The organism is Veillonella tobetsuensis (genome assembly GCF_001078375.1).
Lineage (GTDB): Bacteria > Bacillota > Negativicutes > Veillonellales > Veillonellaceae > Veillonella > Veillonella tobetsuensis.
On record NZ_BBXI01000018.1, the window covers coordinates 1 to 18,135 of the forward strand.

Consider the following 18,135-nt stretch of genomic DNA (forward strand, 5'->3'; position numbering starts at 1 on the left):
AAAAACAAAATGGATGCCTCCTGTAAAATACAGGGAAGCATCCATGTGTTTAGGCTAGTAAATAATATGTGTCCAGGAAAATGGGTACATATCACAATAGCATTTCGAGCAGGGCTTGCATTATAGCCAATACCAATAGCATTATCTCCACTTGTTCTGCCCAAAATAGAAATCGCATTTTTTCCTGTGGCATTGGCACCAGAATACGAAACTACTCCTGAAGCACTCTTACTATAAGAAGAACCAATAGCTACAGAACCTTCATCATTTGCAACAGATTCATTGCCAAGAGCAACACCAACATCTTTTTTAGCTGAAGCATTCATTCCAATAGCAATAGATTTAGTCCCTGTTGCCCCGCCTTTTTCATTGGCCTTACCAAGGTTTGTTGTAGCATTACCTGCACCTTGAGTTGATGTCCCATCATTAACATGCATATACACATCAGGGCTGCCCAATGAATATAATGCCTCTATCGTTCTATATAGTTGACTACCATTAATAGCATCTGTAGAAAATGGAGAAATAACACCTGGTGCAACATTCTTAAGTTGACGTGTATAACTACCCGTAGAACTATCGCCAAAAGACACTACTGAGAATGGATTACTACCTGCAAAAGTCCCTAATGCTAAAGTTTTTCCAGTTCCTCCAATACCTATAGAATTAGAAACACTAGCAACAGCCTCAGGTGCTGAGTAATGGCCTATTACAACTTGATCATTGCTCCAATTTGTTGCATTTCGTTTTACATCACCAATTGCTGTAATATAATTTCCAGTGATATTAGTGTATCTTGAACCTATAACTGTATTATCAGTTCCATTTAATTTAGTAGAACTCCCAATAAGTATATTATCTCTATTACTAAAAGTCCCTGAGTTATCCATAAGATGATTCTGATTACCAATAACTAAAGAACCTTCATTTCCGTCCATTCTATTAATATTACCTATTGAAATTGCATACGTTGGATCAGCCCCATTAATTTGATTAATTTGACTATTCCTACCGAGAACTAGATTATTCCCATAAACTGTATTGTCCGATCCAATCGCAATACCACCATTATAACCTAATGCTTTAGAATTATAACCTATGGCCATAGCATTACCAGCAGTAGCTTCTGCTTGTGCAGCTTCACCTATAGCCATAGTTGGACCACCTGACCCAGTATTGGCTCTAGCCCCGTACCCAATTGCAATAACTGAGTTAGGAGATGCATTATATCCCATACCATAAGCATTTGTGCCTATAACAATTGATCCTACGCCATTACCATCTGCTTTAGCATTCATCCCAATAACAGTACTTTCATGTGAATTGGCTTTAGCATTCTCCCCAATCGCTGTACCATTAAAACCACCATCAGCACCTACACCATACTGCGTATTAGCCGACGCCACTCCCCCGCACATAACCATAGCCACCATCACAGCTGCCACACTTTTACCAGCCAGTGAGGTAACTACAGATTTAACGCTAGATTTGCCATCTCGTTTTGCAATTTCCGACACTACAACCCAGGCGTTTTTGGTTTTTGACCATATAACTTTGTATATATGATTCAGACCCATATCTATACACTCCTTTTGTCCCTATATCTTATGTACACACTCTATAGACATAATGCTACCAAATGCCCCCCCCCCGTCAACATTTTTATTCATCTTTGCTTCATTATTTACATAAGTTTGCAGATTAGTTTAATATTTAGATAATATATGATAAGTTTATCTTATCTTTTAACATTTCATTAATTTCTATATTCTACAGGAATTTATTGGTTGCTTATAAGTATTCTCAATCTACAATTCAAGCTTTCACAAAAAAATATCGCCATAGAGATAGAAACATGTCTATCATCTATGACGATATAGGTCATATCATTATTTAGTTATCATGAAAATGACAAGCAATATAGAGTTCTGCTAGTACATCTGGATTACCACACATCCGCATATACTCTAGTATACGCCTCACGTAGCGCCGATGTTCCATCATGGCTGCATCTAATTTCCTCCGCACATAAGTCGGTGGATGTAGTAACAAAATCGGTTCCGTGTGACCACCATGAATATAACATTGCTGTTCTGTAGGCCCATCGGACACCATATAGGTAAAGGGTACCACAATATTAAAGTATCCATAAGCGCCATCCTTACCTACAGGTTTCCTCGTTTTGAAGGGTATCCAGGTCATATTCACAGCCAAGGTACGCGGCTGATTATACGATGCTCGTTGCCCCATCGTATTATGCAAGGCTCGTAAATCGACAGCTAAATATTTTGCTAGATCATAAAACAGGCGTAACATCGGACGATGTACTAATTCATCTGTGCCATCCGCGTAGTAACATTTGGTTACATTACCACCAGATTTATAGTCTGGAATCATACACCATAGATGGCGGACCATACAATCTTGTAGTACATATTCTCTCTCGTCGTCTACTACATAGGGTGACACATTCGTATGCTCATCATACACTGTTTCCATACAATAGTCTCCTCTTAAATAATACGAACAAACTATATAAGGAATATTCCCACTCTATACATGAACGCGCATTCATTTCGCATTCATTGTATACCTATGTGCTTTTACCTGTAAATATGTAATTTTAAAATATATGCCCATATATTTATCATATTTTTTAATATATGAAGCATGTAACTATATGCAGCCACGTATACTATCTATATCATTTGATTATCTATTATCATCTCCTAACTCTATCTCTAATTTGAATATTACATTACATATCTATACATGTATTCACGCAATACATCCAAGATGCGTTTATGCCGTTGTTGTACCGATTGACGTGAACAATTTTGCGTTCTTGCAATGTCCGACAAATTACAACCACGTCCATACATATCGGTAATCAACTGTTGTTGATCCACCTTTAATAAACGCATAGCCCTTCGCAATAAATGATATTGTTGTGCTTGTTCCTCACGATGTACGGTCTGGCTAGCTACATCTATGGTATCTGGTATTTGATCCATCGCCAATTGCTCATCCCCATCCGCTGTATCTGGAATATGGAATTCATGATTCCATCGTTGTTTAATCCATTTATAGTGATTGAGATGTTTAAAATGAATGGCCGATTTCACATATCCTGCAAAGGGTACTGTACCAGCTAGATTGTAGGTGTAAATTGATTCAATAAAGGTGAGCCACAGCATAGCCTCTACATCATCTTCTACTGTGCGATTCACTAATAATCGCTCGTATTTTACGATAAGAGGGCGATAGCGTCGGCACAATTCCATCTTAGCCGCCGTGCTATTTATAGGTTCACTGGGCACGTCACAGATAGGTACTCTCGTTTGGCATACCTCTACCAATGCTTCATCACGAATCTGTTCAAATCGTGTTACATTTGTTACGTAGTATTGTTCAAAATCTTGTGCAGAATAGAATGTCATTGTAAATCCTTTCCTGCCCGGGCACAGTTGTAATATACCGCAGGAGGAAAGAATTGCAAAAACAGGAATACATACTAAAACACCGACATAGCAATACAATTACTATATCGGTGTTCATTTAATGTACTTAAAATATGTCTAAAATTGTTTGTGCTATTTTTTTTGATAAAATAGGAGGCACCGCTTGTTATTAGGACTCTATTAACTTATTAATCTCATCAATCCAATTTGTGTCAGGTTGCTCCAATTGTGCAAAAAACACTTGTAAATTAGTACTATTAATTAATGCTGCATCCATTCCCAATTGCTTTGCACCATTCATCATAGTTCTATAACTCTCTTTTGTAATATTAGAAACCAATTGTGTTCGCTGAAATTCTTTAGCTGAATAATCTTGGATACCTGTATATTTTTCAATATAAGTAGCACTACGCCGCTTTGATGGTGTCTGCAATCTAACAGAAGTATCCCAATGCAATAAAATGACTTGCATAGTACATGGGTTTGTAAACATTACCACATGTTGGCTTGCCAATTCACACGCATGGAGCGAGTTCACTTTACAACAAATATCATTAAATTGTTCATGTGGTTTCTTTTCTGTATCACAAACAATAACAACTAAATCATAATTTCCTTTTTGATATACGTTTTGGTATATAGGATATAAATCTTCTTATTATCTTTCAGAGGCGGTAATAATGGAACCATATAAACCTCCTAGTATTTCGATTTAATGTCTAACAAGGAATCAAAAAATGATGGATCAGGCAGGGCACCTAGTACACCTTTTTTATATTTATCAAGAAGATTGGTACTATCGCGAATACCAGTGTTAGCAGTTGTAAAATCAGCCAATGAATATAGATATACTTGTTCTTCATCCTTATGAACAAACCAAATTTGCTCTTTTCTAAATAGCCTTTTGCAATCCAACAAAGTTACATCATGAACTGTAAATATAAGCTGCGCCATATCATTTAATTCATTATTAAAAAGAGCTACGATAGCACGTGTTAAAGAAAAGTGTAAACTACTATCCAATTCATCAACAATTAAAGTTCTGCCTTTTTCTAAAGCTTCAATAATATAACTAGCTAAAGCAGCAATTTTTTTCGTTCCCGTAGAATCAAATACCATACTTGGTACTGGATGGCCTTTGTACACAGAAATTAACTTTAATTGATCTAATAATTGTTCCGGCAATGCTAAGGCGCGTTCGTCTGCAATCGCTTTACCATTCTTTTTTAATTTTATATCCATATCTGCTTCAGCATATTTAAAATCATCTAAATATACATCAGCTTGTTTAATAAAGTTAACAACTTTTTTCTGAATATTATTTTCATTCTTTAATAATTTGATAGTTTGATCAATGGGAATATTATTCATATTAATAATATCTATTGAACGAGCAAATTCAGTAATGATGTGTTTAATCTCTGCCAATTTACTAAACTTAGATGTATCGATAGCATGACACAATAAGGTTTTATTTGCAACCACTTCCATCAAAGGTTCTACATTAGGATCGACACATTTAAATTCCTGTTTTTTTATATCCTTTAAAATTAATGTATCTGACTTCTCATTACCATATTCATCATAAAATTTGTGTACAAAATGTTCATATATGATTTCTTCTGATTGAGCATCATACGTTATAGTATAATCATACTTTTTCTTATCATATAAAAAAGCAATACCTAATTCACAAATAGAATTATGTGTAAATAAATTAGGTAATAAATGAGGCTCATTATTTAATAAAATATCAATAATACTGGCTATACCTTTAATTAAACAAGTCTTTCCCGTATTATTAGGTCCATATATAGCAGTGCTTTTTACAATATTATTTCCATTTTCTTGATGTACATTTGATATAAACTTTTTAGTACGCATATCTGCATTCGCAGAAAACACAACAGGTTTATTAAATGCTAATACATTATTTAATCTCACTTCCATTAACATATTAACACCTCCTTAAATGTATTATACCACGGACTTATATTTTATGCTAATTATTAACACAAAAAATAACTATCAAATAATATAGACAACGAAGACACAATTCCATCTTAGCCGCCGTGCTATCTATTGGCTCACTTGGCACATCACAGATAGGTACTCTCGTCTGGCATACCTCTACCAGTGCTTCATCACAAATCTGTTCAAATCGCGTTACATTTGTTACATAGTATTGTTCAAAATCTTGTGCAGAATAGAATGTCATTGTAAATCCTTTCCTGCCCGGGCACAGTTGTACTATACCGCAGGTGGAAATAATGGGTTATAGGACAAAAAGTGTGTGTGACTTTACTCCACTCTCAATACGATTATTTGTTGTAGGTACTGTAATATCTATGTATTCTAAAAAGGTAAATAGCGTTTGCTGTCTAATCATTCGCCATATTGATGATTCAGCCTTAAGCAAACGCTCGTGTGTAGAGCGTTTGTTTCCGAATTCATCAATCGTCATTTCTCGTAAAAAATCAGAATATGTCATTCGCCACGCTGAAAGCTCATTAATCCATATAAAGGCTTGATCCATGGTTTTCACATTAAATAAAGCTTTAGCATGCTCATAACGGCAGACATACCATCCTAGAACATGAGTATCATTGCAACAAATCAACACACATAAATTCCTAGCTAAGTAAATTCCATCAAGATATACCACATCATGTACTTCTTCCACTTTTGGTGTCAATGGCCATATGGACCAAAATTTAGCGGTTTTACGCCTGAATGTAAATGATACTCTAAGAATGTACAAAAATGATGATATAAGAATGTACAATTTTAATTGTATCACCGATACTATAGTTGAGGTGATAACAACATGCAATACGTATACGCTATTAACAGTTCATTTACTGTAACATCATTATTAGACTTACCATTATTAAGAGACATTCTGGAGGCTTGCAATTTGAAACCTAATTATAGTTTACTAGGTCGTGAATTAGGCTATGATAGACGCACCATAAAATCTCATTATGAAAATGGAACGCCTGATCCACATCGTCATAAACCATCTATGATTGATAAATTTTATGACGTAATACAGACTTTATTATCTGATGATACACCCCAACAATTTTATTATAAGCGTGTCTTGTGGCAATACTTGGTAGATAACCATGGACTCACAGCTGCTTACTCTACATTTCGCGGTTATATTTTAAAGATACCAGTATTTCAATCCTATTTTGATAGAAAACATACATCGCCTAGTATGCAGCATACGATTCGTTTTGAAACCGCACCAGCTGAACAGGCTCAAGTTGATTGGAAAGAGAATATTAAATTCCTATTGCATGATGGCACACACATAACTTTTAATATATTGCTGATGACATTAGGCTATTCTAGATACAAATTAGCAAAGGTCACTTTCGATAGAACTACTGAAACACTACAAGATACATTAGTAGAATTCTTTGAACAATTACAAGGTGTTCCGCATGTACTATTAACAGATAATATGAAAACCGTGATGGTACAACCGAGGCTAGCTGGGACTAAAGGACAGCTTCATACCAAAGCAGAACAATTTTCAAGTGACTTTAGCTTTACATTTAAGCCGTGTATGGCGCGCCGTCCACAAACGAAAGGCAAAGTAGAAAGCCAAATGAAAATTCTAGATGAAATTCATGCGTACCAAGGAAAATTAACAATACAAGAAGTGGAAGAACAGATTCAAAAAATTATTTTACGTAGTAATCTAGCGATTTCTCAAGCTACAAGACAAATACCGTCTGCAATGCTTGAAAAAGAAAAGGAATCTCTTACCCCACTTCCAACAAAAGTGATAAGAGATTCCTACCGCATAGATCACCCAAAAGCTAAGGTTTCAGCAAGTAATCTCATTAGCTTTCGTGGTAGCCACTATTCTGTACCGCCAGGATATGTGTGGCCAAATCTATGACCTTAAAGACCATAGATAAGATGCTATACATATATGATAGCACAGAATTGATTGCACAGCACCCATTAAGTGATAAGAAGGTTAACTATTTGCCTTCTCATTATGAGGCACAATTGCAGAAAACAATTCCTTATCTAAGTTCTGGAGATGTGAAAGCTAAAGCAAAATCTAATTTGGAAAAGATAGGAGCTATCTATGACACTACAGACTAATTACCAACGCTTACAAGATAATCTAGCATATCTAAAACTAAAACAATGCATGTTACACCTAGATGAAACAATTGAATTAGCTAATACACAGAGCTTATCTCATATTGAGTGGTTATTGAAGCTGAGTGATTACGAAGTTGATATTAAACGACAAAACGTAATTAACCATATGGTGAAAATTAGTAATTTTCCTCATTTGAAAACACTAGCTGATTTTGAATTTTCATTTCAACCACAAATTAACGAAATGCAAATTAAGGATTTAGCATCATTAGGATTCATGGAACAAGCTGAAAACATTGTATTTCTTGGCTCTAGCGGAGTTGGGAAAACACATTTAGCTACATCACTAGGTATTGAAAGCTCTCGTAACAGACGAAGCACCTATTTTATTAAATGCCATGATTTAATTCAAAACCTTAAGAGTGCAAAAGATGAAGGACGATTAGAAACTCGGCTCAAGCATTATGCACGCTACCAATTACTCATCATTGATGAAATTGGCTATTTACCGTTACAACCAGGTGATGCTAACTTACTATTTCAAATTATTGATAGACGGTACGAAAAGAAAAGTACCATCGTAACGTCTAACATTAATTTTGATGAGTGGGCTACCATTTTACATGATGAGCGAGTAGCTAATGCTATTGTTGATCGATTACTTCACCATGCACATGTGATTAGCATAACTGGAGATTCATACCGGTTACGAAACCATATGCAACAGAAGGAATAACTGTACATTGTACATCGTCAAAATTGTACATTCTTATATTGACATTTACACCTGAATGTACGACCTTTACCAGGCATATCAGCTTGAATATCGGTGCTGAATAACCAATTCAAGAATAGGTTTAACTCTTTACTTAAATTATTAATTTTAACGGTAAATGCCACCTTACAATGTTTGCAAAACCAACGCTGAGAACCAGATTTTAAAACACCATGTTTAATACATGTTTCATTACAATCAGGACATTTTATTTGTCGCATAAACTCTTCCTCCATATTTGTTTATATATAGGAAGATATAACCTCATTTTAATCAGTAATTACAAGGGTTAATTGATGTTTTTACCCACACTTTTTGTCCACCCTCAAACTTCTCCAGAAAAAGATTAAACCCTTATAACACTAGATATTTACTAGTGTTATAAGGGTTTTCACATACACTTTTTATCCTATAAGCCACATTCTATAACAATAGAATATGTATGACTTTTTTATGCCAATGCTCTATTAATAAAATCTTCAGCAGATTCTTTGAAACTGTTAAAATCACCAAACTGCTTATCAGCAACTTTCATAGAAATTCGACGTTCTGCTTTTGTCAAGCATTCAAAATCTTCATGTATAAGTACACTTGTAAAAGGTGAATCTAATAGCTGTTGAAGTCTTAAAATTGTAATAATTGCATTTTGAGTTTTACTACTTCCCTTAACAGGAAATACATATACAGATCTTTTATCACCAAGAAATGCATAATCAACCACTAAATCCTGATCATTATTAATAGGCATATAATTATTTTTTACATTAAATGATGTTAAATAGGATTCTATATATTTCTTCACATCATCATAAAAAAGTGATGCTACAGTTTTACGTTGTAATATTTTTAAATTTGAGACCTGTGCTATAATCTGTGATAATTGCATAATATTATTAAATAATTGATCTAGATTAGATATTAATTGAATCGAGCCTGTATTTTCTTCAAATTTAGCATTTTGTTGTAATAAAATACGTTTAAAAAGTTCTATTTTATTGTCGGTATCCAAATCAAAACTATATGAAAGGCGCATTAATGTAGTTCCACAATCAGAAACTAAAAACTGGTCTTTTTCTAGTTCAGAAATAAAAATATCAAGCATATCACCATCAGGATAAAAAAGAGGTAGTAAAATTTGATATAAATTCTGTCGTTTTTCTTTAATTTCAAATTGATTATTAAAAGATTTACTTAAATATTTATTTAATAATTTAATATCCATTATTTATTACCTCCTTCCAACACTATTTAAATAAAGGTACTTCCCAACATTCAGGGAAATATGTTCTGGCATCTAAAATATTACACGTATTACAAAAATAATATATGGCACTTTCCAACGTAGAGAATTCTCCACAAGCTTCATTCAACTTTTCAATCCCAAACAATCCAATATCTACAGATATTAATTGAGCACGATGTATATGAGTAACAAAATGTTCTGGAATACTTTTATTCCCACCATGTGGTCCATTACATCTAAATAATATAGGATTTTCCTCAAAATTATTATTGATTAATTGTAGTCCAATTGAATATATTTCAGGAAGTGTAACATTTTGTCTAATAAAAACTCTAAATCGTTCATTATATTTATCTGATACCAGTTCGAAATTCTTCCTGTTGGATCCATTAATAACTTGATAGTTTCGTTCTGGTTTAATAGTAATTCTTTTTGGTGTGAATATTAATTCATCCAAATAGGATTGTGTAATTTCCATAACTAGCATCCTTTTAATAGCAAATATATGTTTAATTTATACTACCACTATCTCTTTCAAATCGTCAAATACAGATTTATATATGATAGTCTAAAAGATAGTCTAAAAAATTTACGATAATATAATAAAATACTACTAATACCTTATCTAAAGTACAGCTACTAATAAAATTATTTGCATGCTCATAACGGTAGACATACCATCCTAGAACATGAGTATCATTGCAACAAATTAATACACATAAATTCCTAGCTAAGTAAATTCCATCAAGATATACCACATCATGTACTTCTTCCACTTTTGGTGGCAACGGCCATATGGACCAAAATTTAGCGGTTTTACGCCTGAATGTACGACCTTTACCAGGCATATCAGCTTGAATATCGATGCTGAATAACCAATTCAAGAATAGGTTTAACTCTTTACTTAAATTATTAATTTTAACGGTAAATGCCACCTTACAATGTTTGTAAAACCAACGCTGATAACCAGATTTTAAAACACCATGTTTAATACATTTTTCATTACAATCAGGACATTTTATTTGTCACACAAACTCTTCCTCCATATTTGTTTATATATAGGAAGATATAACCTCATTTTAGCCAGTAATTACAAGGGTTAATTGATGTTTTCACACACACTTTTTGTCCTATAAGCCTATGTTAACGACTTTCACAAAAAAGAGCCTAGATGACGTTCATAGCAATTCTATAAACGACCATCTAGGCTCCTTTTATTATTGTTTTGTGGTGCAAACAGTTATGAGTACGTCCAAAGTCTAGCTAAAGACACACTATAATGTTCACAAGTTCAGTATAGGGTATATCCTTAAGGCTGTCAATATTATCTTATCATTTTTTCCCGCGACTCACCGCAAGGTTAGTCCCCAACAGTCCTCCCCGATTGATATGAGGATGGCGATGTGAGGTACCTTCTTTGATAGATGTTATACGAGATCGTTGAAATTTTTCAAACACTGTATCCAGTTCTCGCAAGAGAACCTTCTTTTGCGATGCTTTTAATTCATACAAATCCCCTTTGAACTTAATATGTGTATCCTTCACAGCGGTGCTAATGTCATAAATGCGTTCTTGCTGTTCATTATTAACATTCACGAGTTCATCTAAGGTCAGCTCATAGTAACGAGCCAACGCGCACAGTGTATCGAGGTCTGGTTCTCTATAGCCAGTCTCGTAATTTGACAATGCTGCATTACTAATACCTACAGCCTTGGCGACTTCGATTTGGCTCTTTCCCATGCGTACGCGAGCCCGTTTTAAGTTCTTGTAAAATTGCATGTTCATCACCTACATCGATTACGTCAAAAGAATATTACAGTGTTTCACTGATAATTTTGAAAGCTTCTTCTGCGACAGCCAATGTTTTATCGATTTCTGCGCCCTTATGGCACATAGACACAAAGTTGCTTTCAAATGGACTTGGCGCATAGTAAATACCATGGCTCAAGTTATGATGGAAGAATGTCTTGAAATGGTCCGCATTGCATGCACTAGCGTCATCAAAATTGTGAACCGATTTATCTGTAAAGAACAAGGTAAACATAGAACCTACACGTTGCACCACAGCTGGTACATTGTATTTCTTAGCCAATTCTTCAAGGCCATTACACAATGCGTTTGTGCTATCTTCCACTTGTTTAAAGATGGTTGGGTCTCGTTGCAACATAGATAATGTAGCAAGGCCCGCTGTTACAGCCACAGGATTACCACTCAAAGTACCGGCTTGGTAAATAGGGCCGGATGGTGCTACTTCGCTCATGATTTTGCTAGAACCGCCAAATACAGCGAGAGGCATACCACCGCCGACGATTTTACCAAGGCAAGTCAAATCGGGTTTAATATTGTATAGTTTTTGTGCACCACCACTGCTAGCACGGAAACCACACATAACTTCGTCAAAGATTAATAGGGCACCATGCGCCTTTGTTACATCGCGCAAGGTTTCAAGGAATCCTTCTACCGGAGGCACACAGCCCATGTTACCTGCTACCGGTTCTACGATAATACATGCAATGGTATCGCCTATTTCATCGAATAATTGTTTAACTGCATCAATATCATTGTATGGCAATGTGATGGTATTTTCTGCAACGCCCTTTGGTACGCCTGGGCTATCTGGTACGCCAAATGTAGCGAGACCAGATCCTGCTTTCACCAATAGAGAATCACTATGACCATGGTAACAACCAACAAATTTAACGATGCGGTCGCGACCCGTGTACCCACGAGCTACGCGCAATGCGCTCATGGTCGCTTCTGTACCAGAGTTAACGAGACGAATCATTTCCATAGATGGCATGAAGGCTTGGATTTTCTTAGCCAATTCCGTTTCTAACAGTGTAGGCGCACCATAGCTTGTGCCACGGGGAATGGCCTCTTGCAGGCTAGCTACGACCTCAGGGTTCGCATGGCCCAAAATCATAGGGCCCCAGCTCAATACATAGTCGATGTATTCGTTGTTATCGATATCATAGATACGGCTGCCGCTAGCGGAGCTAATAAATGGAGGGTTTGAGCCTACGCTACGATAGGAGCGAACAGGGCTATTAACGCCACCCGGCATATATCGCTTTGCTTCGTCAAACGCTTTTTCTGATTTACCTAGTTGTAACATAGTCACTCCTTATTGTTTAAGCCAACGTGCCACATCAAGGGCATGGTATGTAATGATAATCTTAGCACCAGCTCGTTTCATGGAGAGCATCGTTTCCATAACAAGGCGTTGTTCATCGATAAGACCAGCGGCTACAGCCGTTTTAACCATTGCATATTCGCCGGATACATTATAGACAGCCAATGGCAATTCATAACGATCACGGGCTTCGCGAACGATATCCAAATAGCATAATGCTGGTTTAATCATGATAATATCCGTACCTTCAGCGATATCGAGTTCGATTTCACGCATTGCTTCTAAGCGATTAGCCGGATCCATTTGATAGGATTTACGATCCCCAAATTGAGGAGCCGAATTAACGGCGCCACGGAATGGACCATAGTAGGCAGATGCATATTTTGCAGCATAGCTCATAATGGATACATTGGTGAAACCAGCTTCATCAAGAGCTTCACGAATAGCACCTACACGGCCATCCATCATATCTGATGGCGCCACCATATGAGCACCTGCTTGTGCTTGGCTAACCGCAACCTTGCACAATAGAGGCAATGTTTCATCATTCAAGATTTCATGGTGATCAATCATGCCACAGTGACCAGTAGAGGTATATTGACATAAGCATACGTCTGCAATGACCAATAGATTTGGCACCGCTTCACGGATGGCTTTAATCGCTTGTTGTACCGGTTGCTCCATATCCCAAGCAGAGGAACCTTGTTCATCCTTATAGGTAGGGATGCCAAAGATTTCTACACCACGAATGCCGAGGTCATAAGCCTCTTGCGCCACCTTTACCGCTTCATCTACGGATAAATGGTATTGTCCTGGCAATGTGTCGATCTCTTTTTTTACCCCTTCACCAGGAACGATGAATAATGGATAAATCAAATCAGTTGTATCTAATGTTGTTTCTCGTACTAAATCACGCATTTCTGGAGAAGTGCGCAAACGGCGAGGACGATAGGTTAAATCGTACATAGTAAATTTCCTTCTTCCGTTTAATAATGACAGTATGTTAGTTAGCGCAGTCTTTCACGATTGTGTCTACAAGACCTTCTGTCGTATATACAGGACTAATGATATCTACCTTTAAACCTGCACTCATAGCCGTAGCGGCCGTAATAGGTCCGATACATGCAATTTTTGTATGTTCTAATAGTGAAAGTGCATCCTCACCCAATAGCTCCAATGTATTGGTAACTGTAGAGGAGCTAGTAAATGTAATATAGTCGACATGACCATGTTGCAATGCATCTACTAATGCCTCTTGTTGAGATGTATCTTGTTGCGTTTCATACAAGCGCAAGATATCTACGTCGATATCTAAGTGACGTAATTCACGAGGAATCACTTCACGAGCCTTCTTAGGTTGAATTAATAGCACTGTATGTCTAGGTTTAACATGCTGTTTCAATGCATCTACAACGGATTCAGCCTTATAATCTACAGGGATAATATCCGGCGTAATGCCATAGTTAGTCAACGCCTTAGCTGTGGCACTGCCGATAGCACATACCTTAGCATAACCTAAGGAACGTGCATCCTTGCCTTCTCCGTACAATGCATCAAAGAAGTAGCGTACCCCTTCAGCGGATGTGAATACGACACAAGAATAGCGATCTACGCCATGTAATAAACGTTTATCTTCATCAAATAATTCTACAGGCTCTGTTTTAATAGCTGCTGCTTGGATTACATTGGCTCCTTGGTTCATGAGCATATCGCGGAATTTGCTAGCTTGAGAGCGAGCACGAGTAACTACAATCGTTTTGCCGAATAACGGCTTGTTATCGAACCATTGCAATTGTTCACGCAAGTTTACCACATCGCCTACGACGATGATGGCTGGCGCTTTTAGTTGTGCCTTTTCCACGTCTTCTACAACATGTTCTAGTGTGGAAACAAGCACCTCTTGAACAGGTTTAGTCCCCCAGCGAACGAGCGCCACTGGTGTATTAGCAGGACGGCCATGAGCCATCAATTTTTCTGCAATCGTAGGTAAATTGCCTACACCCATGACAAAGCAAAGTGTATCCACTGCTGTGGCAAGACCTTCCCAATGGATGCCAGACACCGCTTTTGTTGGGTCTTCATGACCGGTAACAACAGCAAAGGATGTAGCCATAGCACGTTGTGTTACAGGAATACCAGCATAGGCAGGCGCTGCGATAGGCGATGTAACACCAGGTACAAATTCAAAAGAAACACCGGCCTCACGAAGGGCCATGGCTTCTTCCCCACCACGACCAAATACGAGTGGATCACCACCCTTTAAGCGGGCTACGATTTTGCCTTCTTTTCCCTTTTTTACCAATAGTTCGTTGATTTCCCATTGGTGCATGGTGTGGTCTTTGCATTGTTTCCCTGCATAAATCAATTCTGCATCAGGTCTAGCCCATTCTAATAGATGAGCATCTGCTAAATAATCATATACAATAACATCTGCGCGTTCTATACATTCCTTACCTTTTACGGTGATTAATTTAGAATCTCCAGGGCCTGCGCCAATCAAATATACTAAACCTGTCATTTTATGATTCCCTCCTTAACAAGGGCTTCCACAATGTGTTTGCCCCCTTCTTCATATAAGGCTTTCGCAAGGTTTTTGCCTAACATAACCCCTTTCTTAGCAGGTCCAGACAATTCCCCTTCATATACAGTTTTACCATCCAAGGACGCAATGAGCGCTTTCAAATTAAGCTGTCCCTTTTCAACGGTCCCATATACGCCCATTGGCACTTGGCAGCCACCATTGAGTTGGTTCAAGAAACTACGTTCCCCTTCTACGGCAAGGCGTGTTGGTTCGTCGTCGATTTTTGAAAGTATTTCTAACATCTCAGTATCGTCACTGCGACATTCAATAGCCAAAGCACCTTGCCCCACAGCAGGAATCATTTCATCCGCCGTAAAGACTTGTGTGATTCTATCATCTAAACCGAGCCGTTTAAGGCCTGCTTGTGCTAATACGACGCCATCGAGGCCTTCCGTTTCAATCTTGCCAAGACGGGTTTGTACATTGCCTCGGATGACTTCAATTTGTAGGTCTGGACGGCGATGCAATAATTGGGCTTGACGACGTAAACTACTGGTACCAATGCGAGCTCCTTCTGGTAATTGGTCCAATGTTTTATATTTAGGACTGACCAAAGCATCGAATGGTACTTCCCGTTTGGAAATAGCACCTAATGTAAGGCCATCTGGCAATTCTGTAGGCATATCCTTTAAACTATGAACGGCGATATCGATATCACCAGCATGCATAGCAGCCTCTAATTCAGCAGTGAATAAACCTTTGCCACCTACTTCGGCAAGGGGCTTATTCAAAATGCGGTCCCCTTTTGTGTTAAAGTGAACTAATTCTACGGTAACCCCTGGGTACAAGCGTTGCAATTCACTTTTTACATATTCTGACTGCCATAAGGCAAGAGCACTCTTTCGAGTTCCAATTCTAATGTGGTTCCTCATACTACGAGCCTTCTTTCTCGAGATTAAACATATCTTTGAATAAATCCCAATATAAACCTTCTTCTTGTGTACCGGCGATTTCATTGAAATGAATCATCGGTTCTCTTAGCATTTTTCTAACGATCATACGACTCATAGAATCAATGATGCGACGCTCTTTATCGGAAATATCAGGCAATTTAGCCAGCGCTCGATGTAATTCACGGCGACGAATACGGTCAGCCTTATCCGTCAATAATGCCATCATAGGACGTACGGATAAATAACTAAACTTTTCTAACACTTCATCGATGGCTTCGTGAATAATCGGTTCAGCCCGTTTCGCCTCTTCCTCGCGTTGTTGTTTATTCTCTTCTACAACGCTTTCTAGAGCATCGATATTGAATAGGTACACACCTTCGATATCCGCGACGACTGGATCGATATCACGTGGTACCGCAATATCAATCATCACGATGGGACGTCCATGACGCAATGCGGCAATCCGTTTGGCCTCCTTTTCACCAATAATATAATGCGGTGCCCCCGTCGATGTAATGATGATATCCGCATGTTCCGCTTGTTCCACATAGTGATCTAATTTAATGGCTTGCCCATTAAATTTCTTCGCCAAGGCTTCCGCTTTGGTAAAAGTTCGATTTGATACGAATATGGTTTTTACGCCCTTTGCTTGAAGATGTGTAGCTGTTAACTCACTCATGGTACCAGCCCCTAAGATGAGGACTGTTGCTTCTGAAAGTGGTTTATCTAGGCTATCTTCCGCCAAGTTAACCGCCGTGTAACTAACAGACACAGGTGTATTCGCAATGCCTGTATTGGTCCGAACCTTTTTACCAACACCAATAGCGCGTTGGAACAAGATATTAAATACGGTTCCCGTAAAGCCTGCACTATAGGCCGCAATATAGGCACCTTTCAATTGGCTGAGGATTTGACCTTCCCCCAATACTAGGGAGTCAAGGCTAGCAGATACGCGGAATAGATGTTCTATACACGCTTTCTCTTCATAGAAGAAAAATGCGGATTCATCAATTGTATCGGCATGTTTTAAATGCTTTAATACATCGAGCATATACGCTTTAGGAGATTGTACATCTTCTAATACGGCATAAATTTCCGTACGATTGCAAGTCGATAGAATGACACATTCTGAAATTTTTTCGTATTCATAGAGTCGATTTAAGGCGCTTTCTACCTCGTTCTTTTCAAACGAGAAACGTTCACGCACCTCAACGGCAGCACTTCTATGATTTAGTCCTAATACCACTAATTGCATGGTGTAGTTTCTCCTCTATCAAAGGCCATTGTCCCTTAAGAATAGCCTGAAATTCAGATTCGCCTAGGTGAGTGCGCCAAAAACGGCTACGCTCCTCTACGCTAGGGATAAGTAACTTTACCTCTTCCCTCATAATTTTAAGTCTCGGTATGGCAATTTGCAATATATTATAACGATTCATCATATCTTGTTTCACAAGACGATTAATACGTGGTCCCCCATTATTAGCACTAATCGCAACATGCAAATCACCCATATCGATTGTTGATGGTACTGTGAAATCACAAGCTGTAGCATTATCGGCACGATTGACTAGTATGCCATTATTGCGTGCTATAGCTTCCATATAATCATTAACAGCTTTATTATCTGTACAGATAAACAATAATTTACATTGTTTTACAATGTCTATATGGTCATCGCTAAACACTGTATTGTGCCAAATAAATCTGTTATCCTCATGCCAAGCTTTCATCCGATTTGTTATAACAGGGCTAATGACAATGCATTGACAGGGCTCGTCTAAGCATAATGCTAGACGTCGTTCAGCCACGGCGCCACCACCTACAAATAAAATGGTATCACTCGCTGTAGTTTGTAATGTTAGAGATATCATAATGAACCTCGCATAATTGATGATACCGCTTATGTATACCTACATAT

The 18,135-nt window shown here is 37.6% G+C and carries 18 protein-coding genes and 3 pseudogenes; 3 read left to right on the forward strand and 18 right to left on the reverse strand.

Annotated features, from left to right (window positions below; translation table 11 throughout):
• From VEI_RS07460 to VEI_RS10235, 7 genes and pseudogenes are all read right to left on the reverse strand, one after another.
• Positions 1-1,577 (reverse strand): ESPR-type extended signal peptide-containing protein (locus tag VEI_RS07460; RefSeq protein ID WP_256359136.1); only part of this gene is annotated, 1,577 nt, incomplete at its 3' end.
• A 316-nt stretch (positions 1,578-1,893) separates the two neighbouring features.
• Positions 1,894-2,499, reverse strand: a complete 606-nt coding sequence (locus tag VEI_RS07465; protein ID WP_059363901.1) for a hypothetical protein — start codon at positions 2,497-2,499, stop codon at positions 1,894-1,896.
• 254 nt (positions 2,500-2,753) lie between these two features.
• On the reverse strand, positions 2,754-3,440 hold the full coding sequence (locus VEI_RS07470) for a sigma-70 family RNA polymerase sigma factor (protein WP_059363904.1): 687 nt from the start codon (positions 3,438-3,440) through the stop codon (positions 2,754-2,756).
• A gap of 190 nt (positions 3,441-3,630) precedes the next feature.
• Complete coding sequence (locus VEI_RS07475; protein ID WP_323131784.1) at positions 3,631-3,975, reverse strand: hypothetical protein; 345 nt, start codon at positions 3,973-3,975, stop codon at positions 3,631-3,633.
• A gap of 185 nt (positions 3,976-4,160) precedes the next feature.
• On the reverse strand, positions 4,161-5,417 hold the full coding sequence (locus VEI_RS07480; RefSeq protein WP_059363908.1) for an AAA family ATPase: 1,257 nt from the start codon (positions 5,415-5,417) through the stop codon (positions 4,161-4,163).
• Positions 5,418-5,463: 46 nt separating this feature from the next.
• Positions 5,464-5,679, reverse strand: coding sequence for a hypothetical protein (locus tag VEI_RS07485; RefSeq protein ID WP_059363910.1), 216 nt, complete (start codon positions 5,677-5,679; stop codon positions 5,464-5,466).
• Positions 5,680-5,757: 78 nt separating this feature from the next.
• Positions 5,758-6,198: pseudogene (locus VEI_RS10235) on the reverse strand (IS256 family transposase); the annotation flags it as partial.
• Between the two features lie 90 nt (positions 6,199-6,288).
• On the opposite strand from VEI_RS10235, the gene istA reads away from it, so the two are divergent.
• From istA to istB, 3 genes are read left to right on the forward strand one after another with little or no spacing between them, the layout of a single operon-like run.
• Entirely contained in the window at positions 6,289-7,377 is a 1,089-nt protein-coding gene (istA, locus tag VEI_RS07495) for an IS21 family transposase (protein WP_223209351.1), read from the forward strand.
• A complete protein-coding gene (locus tag VEI_RS10510) occupies positions 7,374-7,589 on the forward strand; it encodes a hypothetical protein (protein ID WP_223209353.1) in 216 nt (71 codons plus the stop codon). Before istA ends, VEI_RS10510 begins: the two co-directional genes overlap by 4 nt.
• Entirely contained in the window at positions 7,573-8,328 is a 756-nt protein-coding gene (gene istB / locus VEI_RS07500; protein WP_005382493.1) for an IS21-like element helper ATPase IstB, read from the forward strand. Before VEI_RS10510 ends, istB begins: the two co-directional genes overlap by 17 nt.
• A 44-nt stretch (positions 8,329-8,372) precedes the next feature.
• Here istB and VEI_RS07505 read toward each other — a convergent pair.
• The 11 genes and pseudogenes from VEI_RS07505 to VEI_RS07555 all read right to left on the reverse strand — a co-directional run.
• A pseudogene (locus VEI_RS07505) lies at positions 8,373-8,588 on the reverse strand (transposase-like zinc-binding domain-containing protein); the annotation flags it as partial.
• Between the two features lie 230 nt (positions 8,589-8,818).
• Positions 8,819-9,589 (reverse strand): DUF1828 domain-containing protein, encoded by a 771-nt coding sequence (locus tag VEI_RS07510; RefSeq protein WP_059363916.1) that lies wholly within the window; start codon positions 9,587-9,589, stop codon positions 8,819-8,821.
• A 22-nt stretch (positions 9,590-9,611) separates the two neighbouring features.
• Entirely contained in the window at positions 9,612-10,088 is a 477-nt protein-coding gene (locus VEI_RS07515) for a hypothetical protein (RefSeq protein ID WP_059363917.1), read from the reverse strand.
• 139 nt (positions 10,089-10,227) lie between these two features.
• A pseudogene (locus tag VEI_RS07520) lies at positions 10,228-10,632 on the reverse strand (IS256 family transposase); the annotation flags it as partial.
• 310 nt (positions 10,633-10,942) lie between these two features.
• Positions 10,943-11,389: a helix-turn-helix domain-containing protein gene (locus VEI_RS07525; RefSeq protein WP_059363919.1), complete on the reverse strand. Its 447-nt coding sequence runs from the start codon at positions 11,387-11,389 to the stop codon at positions 10,943-10,945.
• 34 nt (positions 11,390-11,423) lie between these two features.
• Positions 11,424-12,725, reverse strand: coding sequence for a glutamate-1-semialdehyde 2,1-aminomutase (gene hemL / locus VEI_RS07530; RefSeq protein WP_059363926.1), 1,302 nt, complete (start codon positions 12,723-12,725; stop codon positions 11,424-11,426).
• Positions 12,726-12,734: 9 nt separating this feature from the next.
• Positions 12,735-13,709, reverse strand: a complete 975-nt coding sequence (gene hemB, locus VEI_RS07535; protein ID WP_059363928.1) for a porphobilinogen synthase — start codon at positions 13,707-13,709, stop codon at positions 12,735-12,737.
• 37 nt (positions 13,710-13,746) lie between these two features.
• On the reverse strand, positions 13,747-15,261 hold the full coding sequence (cobA, locus tag VEI_RS07540) for a uroporphyrinogen-III C-methyltransferase (RefSeq protein ID WP_059363929.1): 1,515 nt from the start codon (positions 15,259-15,261) through the stop codon (positions 13,747-13,749).
• Complete coding sequence (gene hemC / locus VEI_RS07545) at positions 15,258-16,196, reverse strand: hydroxymethylbilane synthase (protein WP_005375716.1); 939 nt, start codon at positions 16,194-16,196, stop codon at positions 15,258-15,260. Before hemC ends, cobA begins: the two co-directional genes overlap by 4 nt.
• Position 16,197: 1 nt before the next feature.
• A complete protein-coding gene (gene hemA / locus VEI_RS07550) occupies positions 16,198-17,472 on the reverse strand; it encodes a glutamyl-tRNA reductase (protein ID WP_038122539.1) in 1,275 nt (424 codons plus the stop codon).
• Positions 17,441-18,088 carry a precorrin-2 dehydrogenase/sirohydrochlorin ferrochelatase family protein gene (locus VEI_RS07555; RefSeq protein ID WP_059363931.1) on the reverse strand — a complete coding sequence of 216 codons (648 nt, stop codon included), beginning with the start codon at positions 18,086-18,088 and terminating at the stop codon, positions 17,441-17,443. The genes hemA and VEI_RS07555 overlap by 32 nt, the downstream gene beginning before the upstream one ends.
• Positions 18,089-18,135: the final 47 nt, after the last annotated feature.

What these genes read in the sequence shown, in the direction of transcription:
- VEI_RS07470 (WP_059363904.1), bottom strand. Translation starts at nt 3,440, where the DNA reads ATGACATTCTATTCTGCACAAGATTTTGAACAATACTACGTAACAAAT.
- VEI_RS07485 (WP_059363910.1), bottom strand. Translation starts at nt 5,679, where the DNA reads ATGACATTCTATTCTGCACAAGATTTTGAACAATACTATGTAACAAAT.
- hemB (WP_059363928.1), bottom strand. Translation starts at nt 13,709, where the DNA reads ATGTACGATTTAACCTATCGTCCTCGCCGTTTGCGCACTTCTCCAGAA.
- hemA (WP_038122539.1), bottom strand. Translation starts at nt 17,472, where the DNA reads ATGCAATTAGTGGTATTAGGACTAAATCATAGAAGTGCTGCCGTTGAG.
- VEI_RS07510 (WP_059363916.1), bottom strand. Translation starts at nt 9,589, where the DNA reads ATGGATATTAAATTATTAAATAAATATTTAAGTAAATCTTTTAATAAT.
- VEI_RS07480 (WP_059363908.1), bottom strand. Translation starts at nt 5,417, where the DNA reads ATGTTAATGGAAGTGAGATTAAATAATGTATTAGCATTTAATAAACCT.
- VEI_RS07555 (WP_059363931.1), bottom strand. Translation starts at nt 18,088, where the DNA reads ATGATATCTCTAACATTACAAACTACAGCGAGTGATACCATTTTATTT.
- hemC (WP_005375716.1), bottom strand. Translation starts at nt 16,196, where the DNA reads ATGAGGAACCACATTAGAATTGGAACTCGAAAGAGTGCTCTTGCCTTA.
- cobA (WP_059363929.1), bottom strand. Translation starts at nt 15,261, where the DNA reads ATGACAGGTTTAGTATATTTGATTGGCGCAGGCCCTGGAGATTCTAAA.
- hemL (WP_059363926.1), bottom strand. Translation starts at nt 12,725, where the DNA reads ATGTTACAACTAGGTAAATCAGAAAAAGCGTTTGACGAAGCAAAGCGA.
- istB (WP_005382493.1), top strand. Translation starts at nt 7,573, where the DNA reads ATGACACTACAGACTAATTACCAACGCTTACAAGATAATCTAGCATAT.
- VEI_RS10510 (WP_223209353.1), top strand. Translation starts at nt 7,374, where the DNA reads ATGACCTTAAAGACCATAGATAAGATGCTATACATATATGATAGCACA.
- VEI_RS07515 (WP_059363917.1), bottom strand. Translation starts at nt 10,088, where the DNA reads ATGGAAATTACACAATCCTATTTGGATGAATTAATATTCACACCAAAA.
- VEI_RS07525 (WP_059363919.1), bottom strand. Translation starts at nt 11,389, where the DNA reads ATGCAATTTTACAAGAACTTAAAACGGGCTCGCGTACGCATGGGAAAG.
- VEI_RS07465 (WP_059363901.1), bottom strand. Translation starts at nt 2,499, where the DNA reads ATGGAAACAGTGTATGATGAGCATACGAATGTGTCACCCTATGTAGTA.
- istA (WP_223209351.1), top strand. Translation starts at nt 6,289, where the DNA reads ATGCAATACGTATACGCTATTAACAGTTCATTTACTGTAACATCATTA.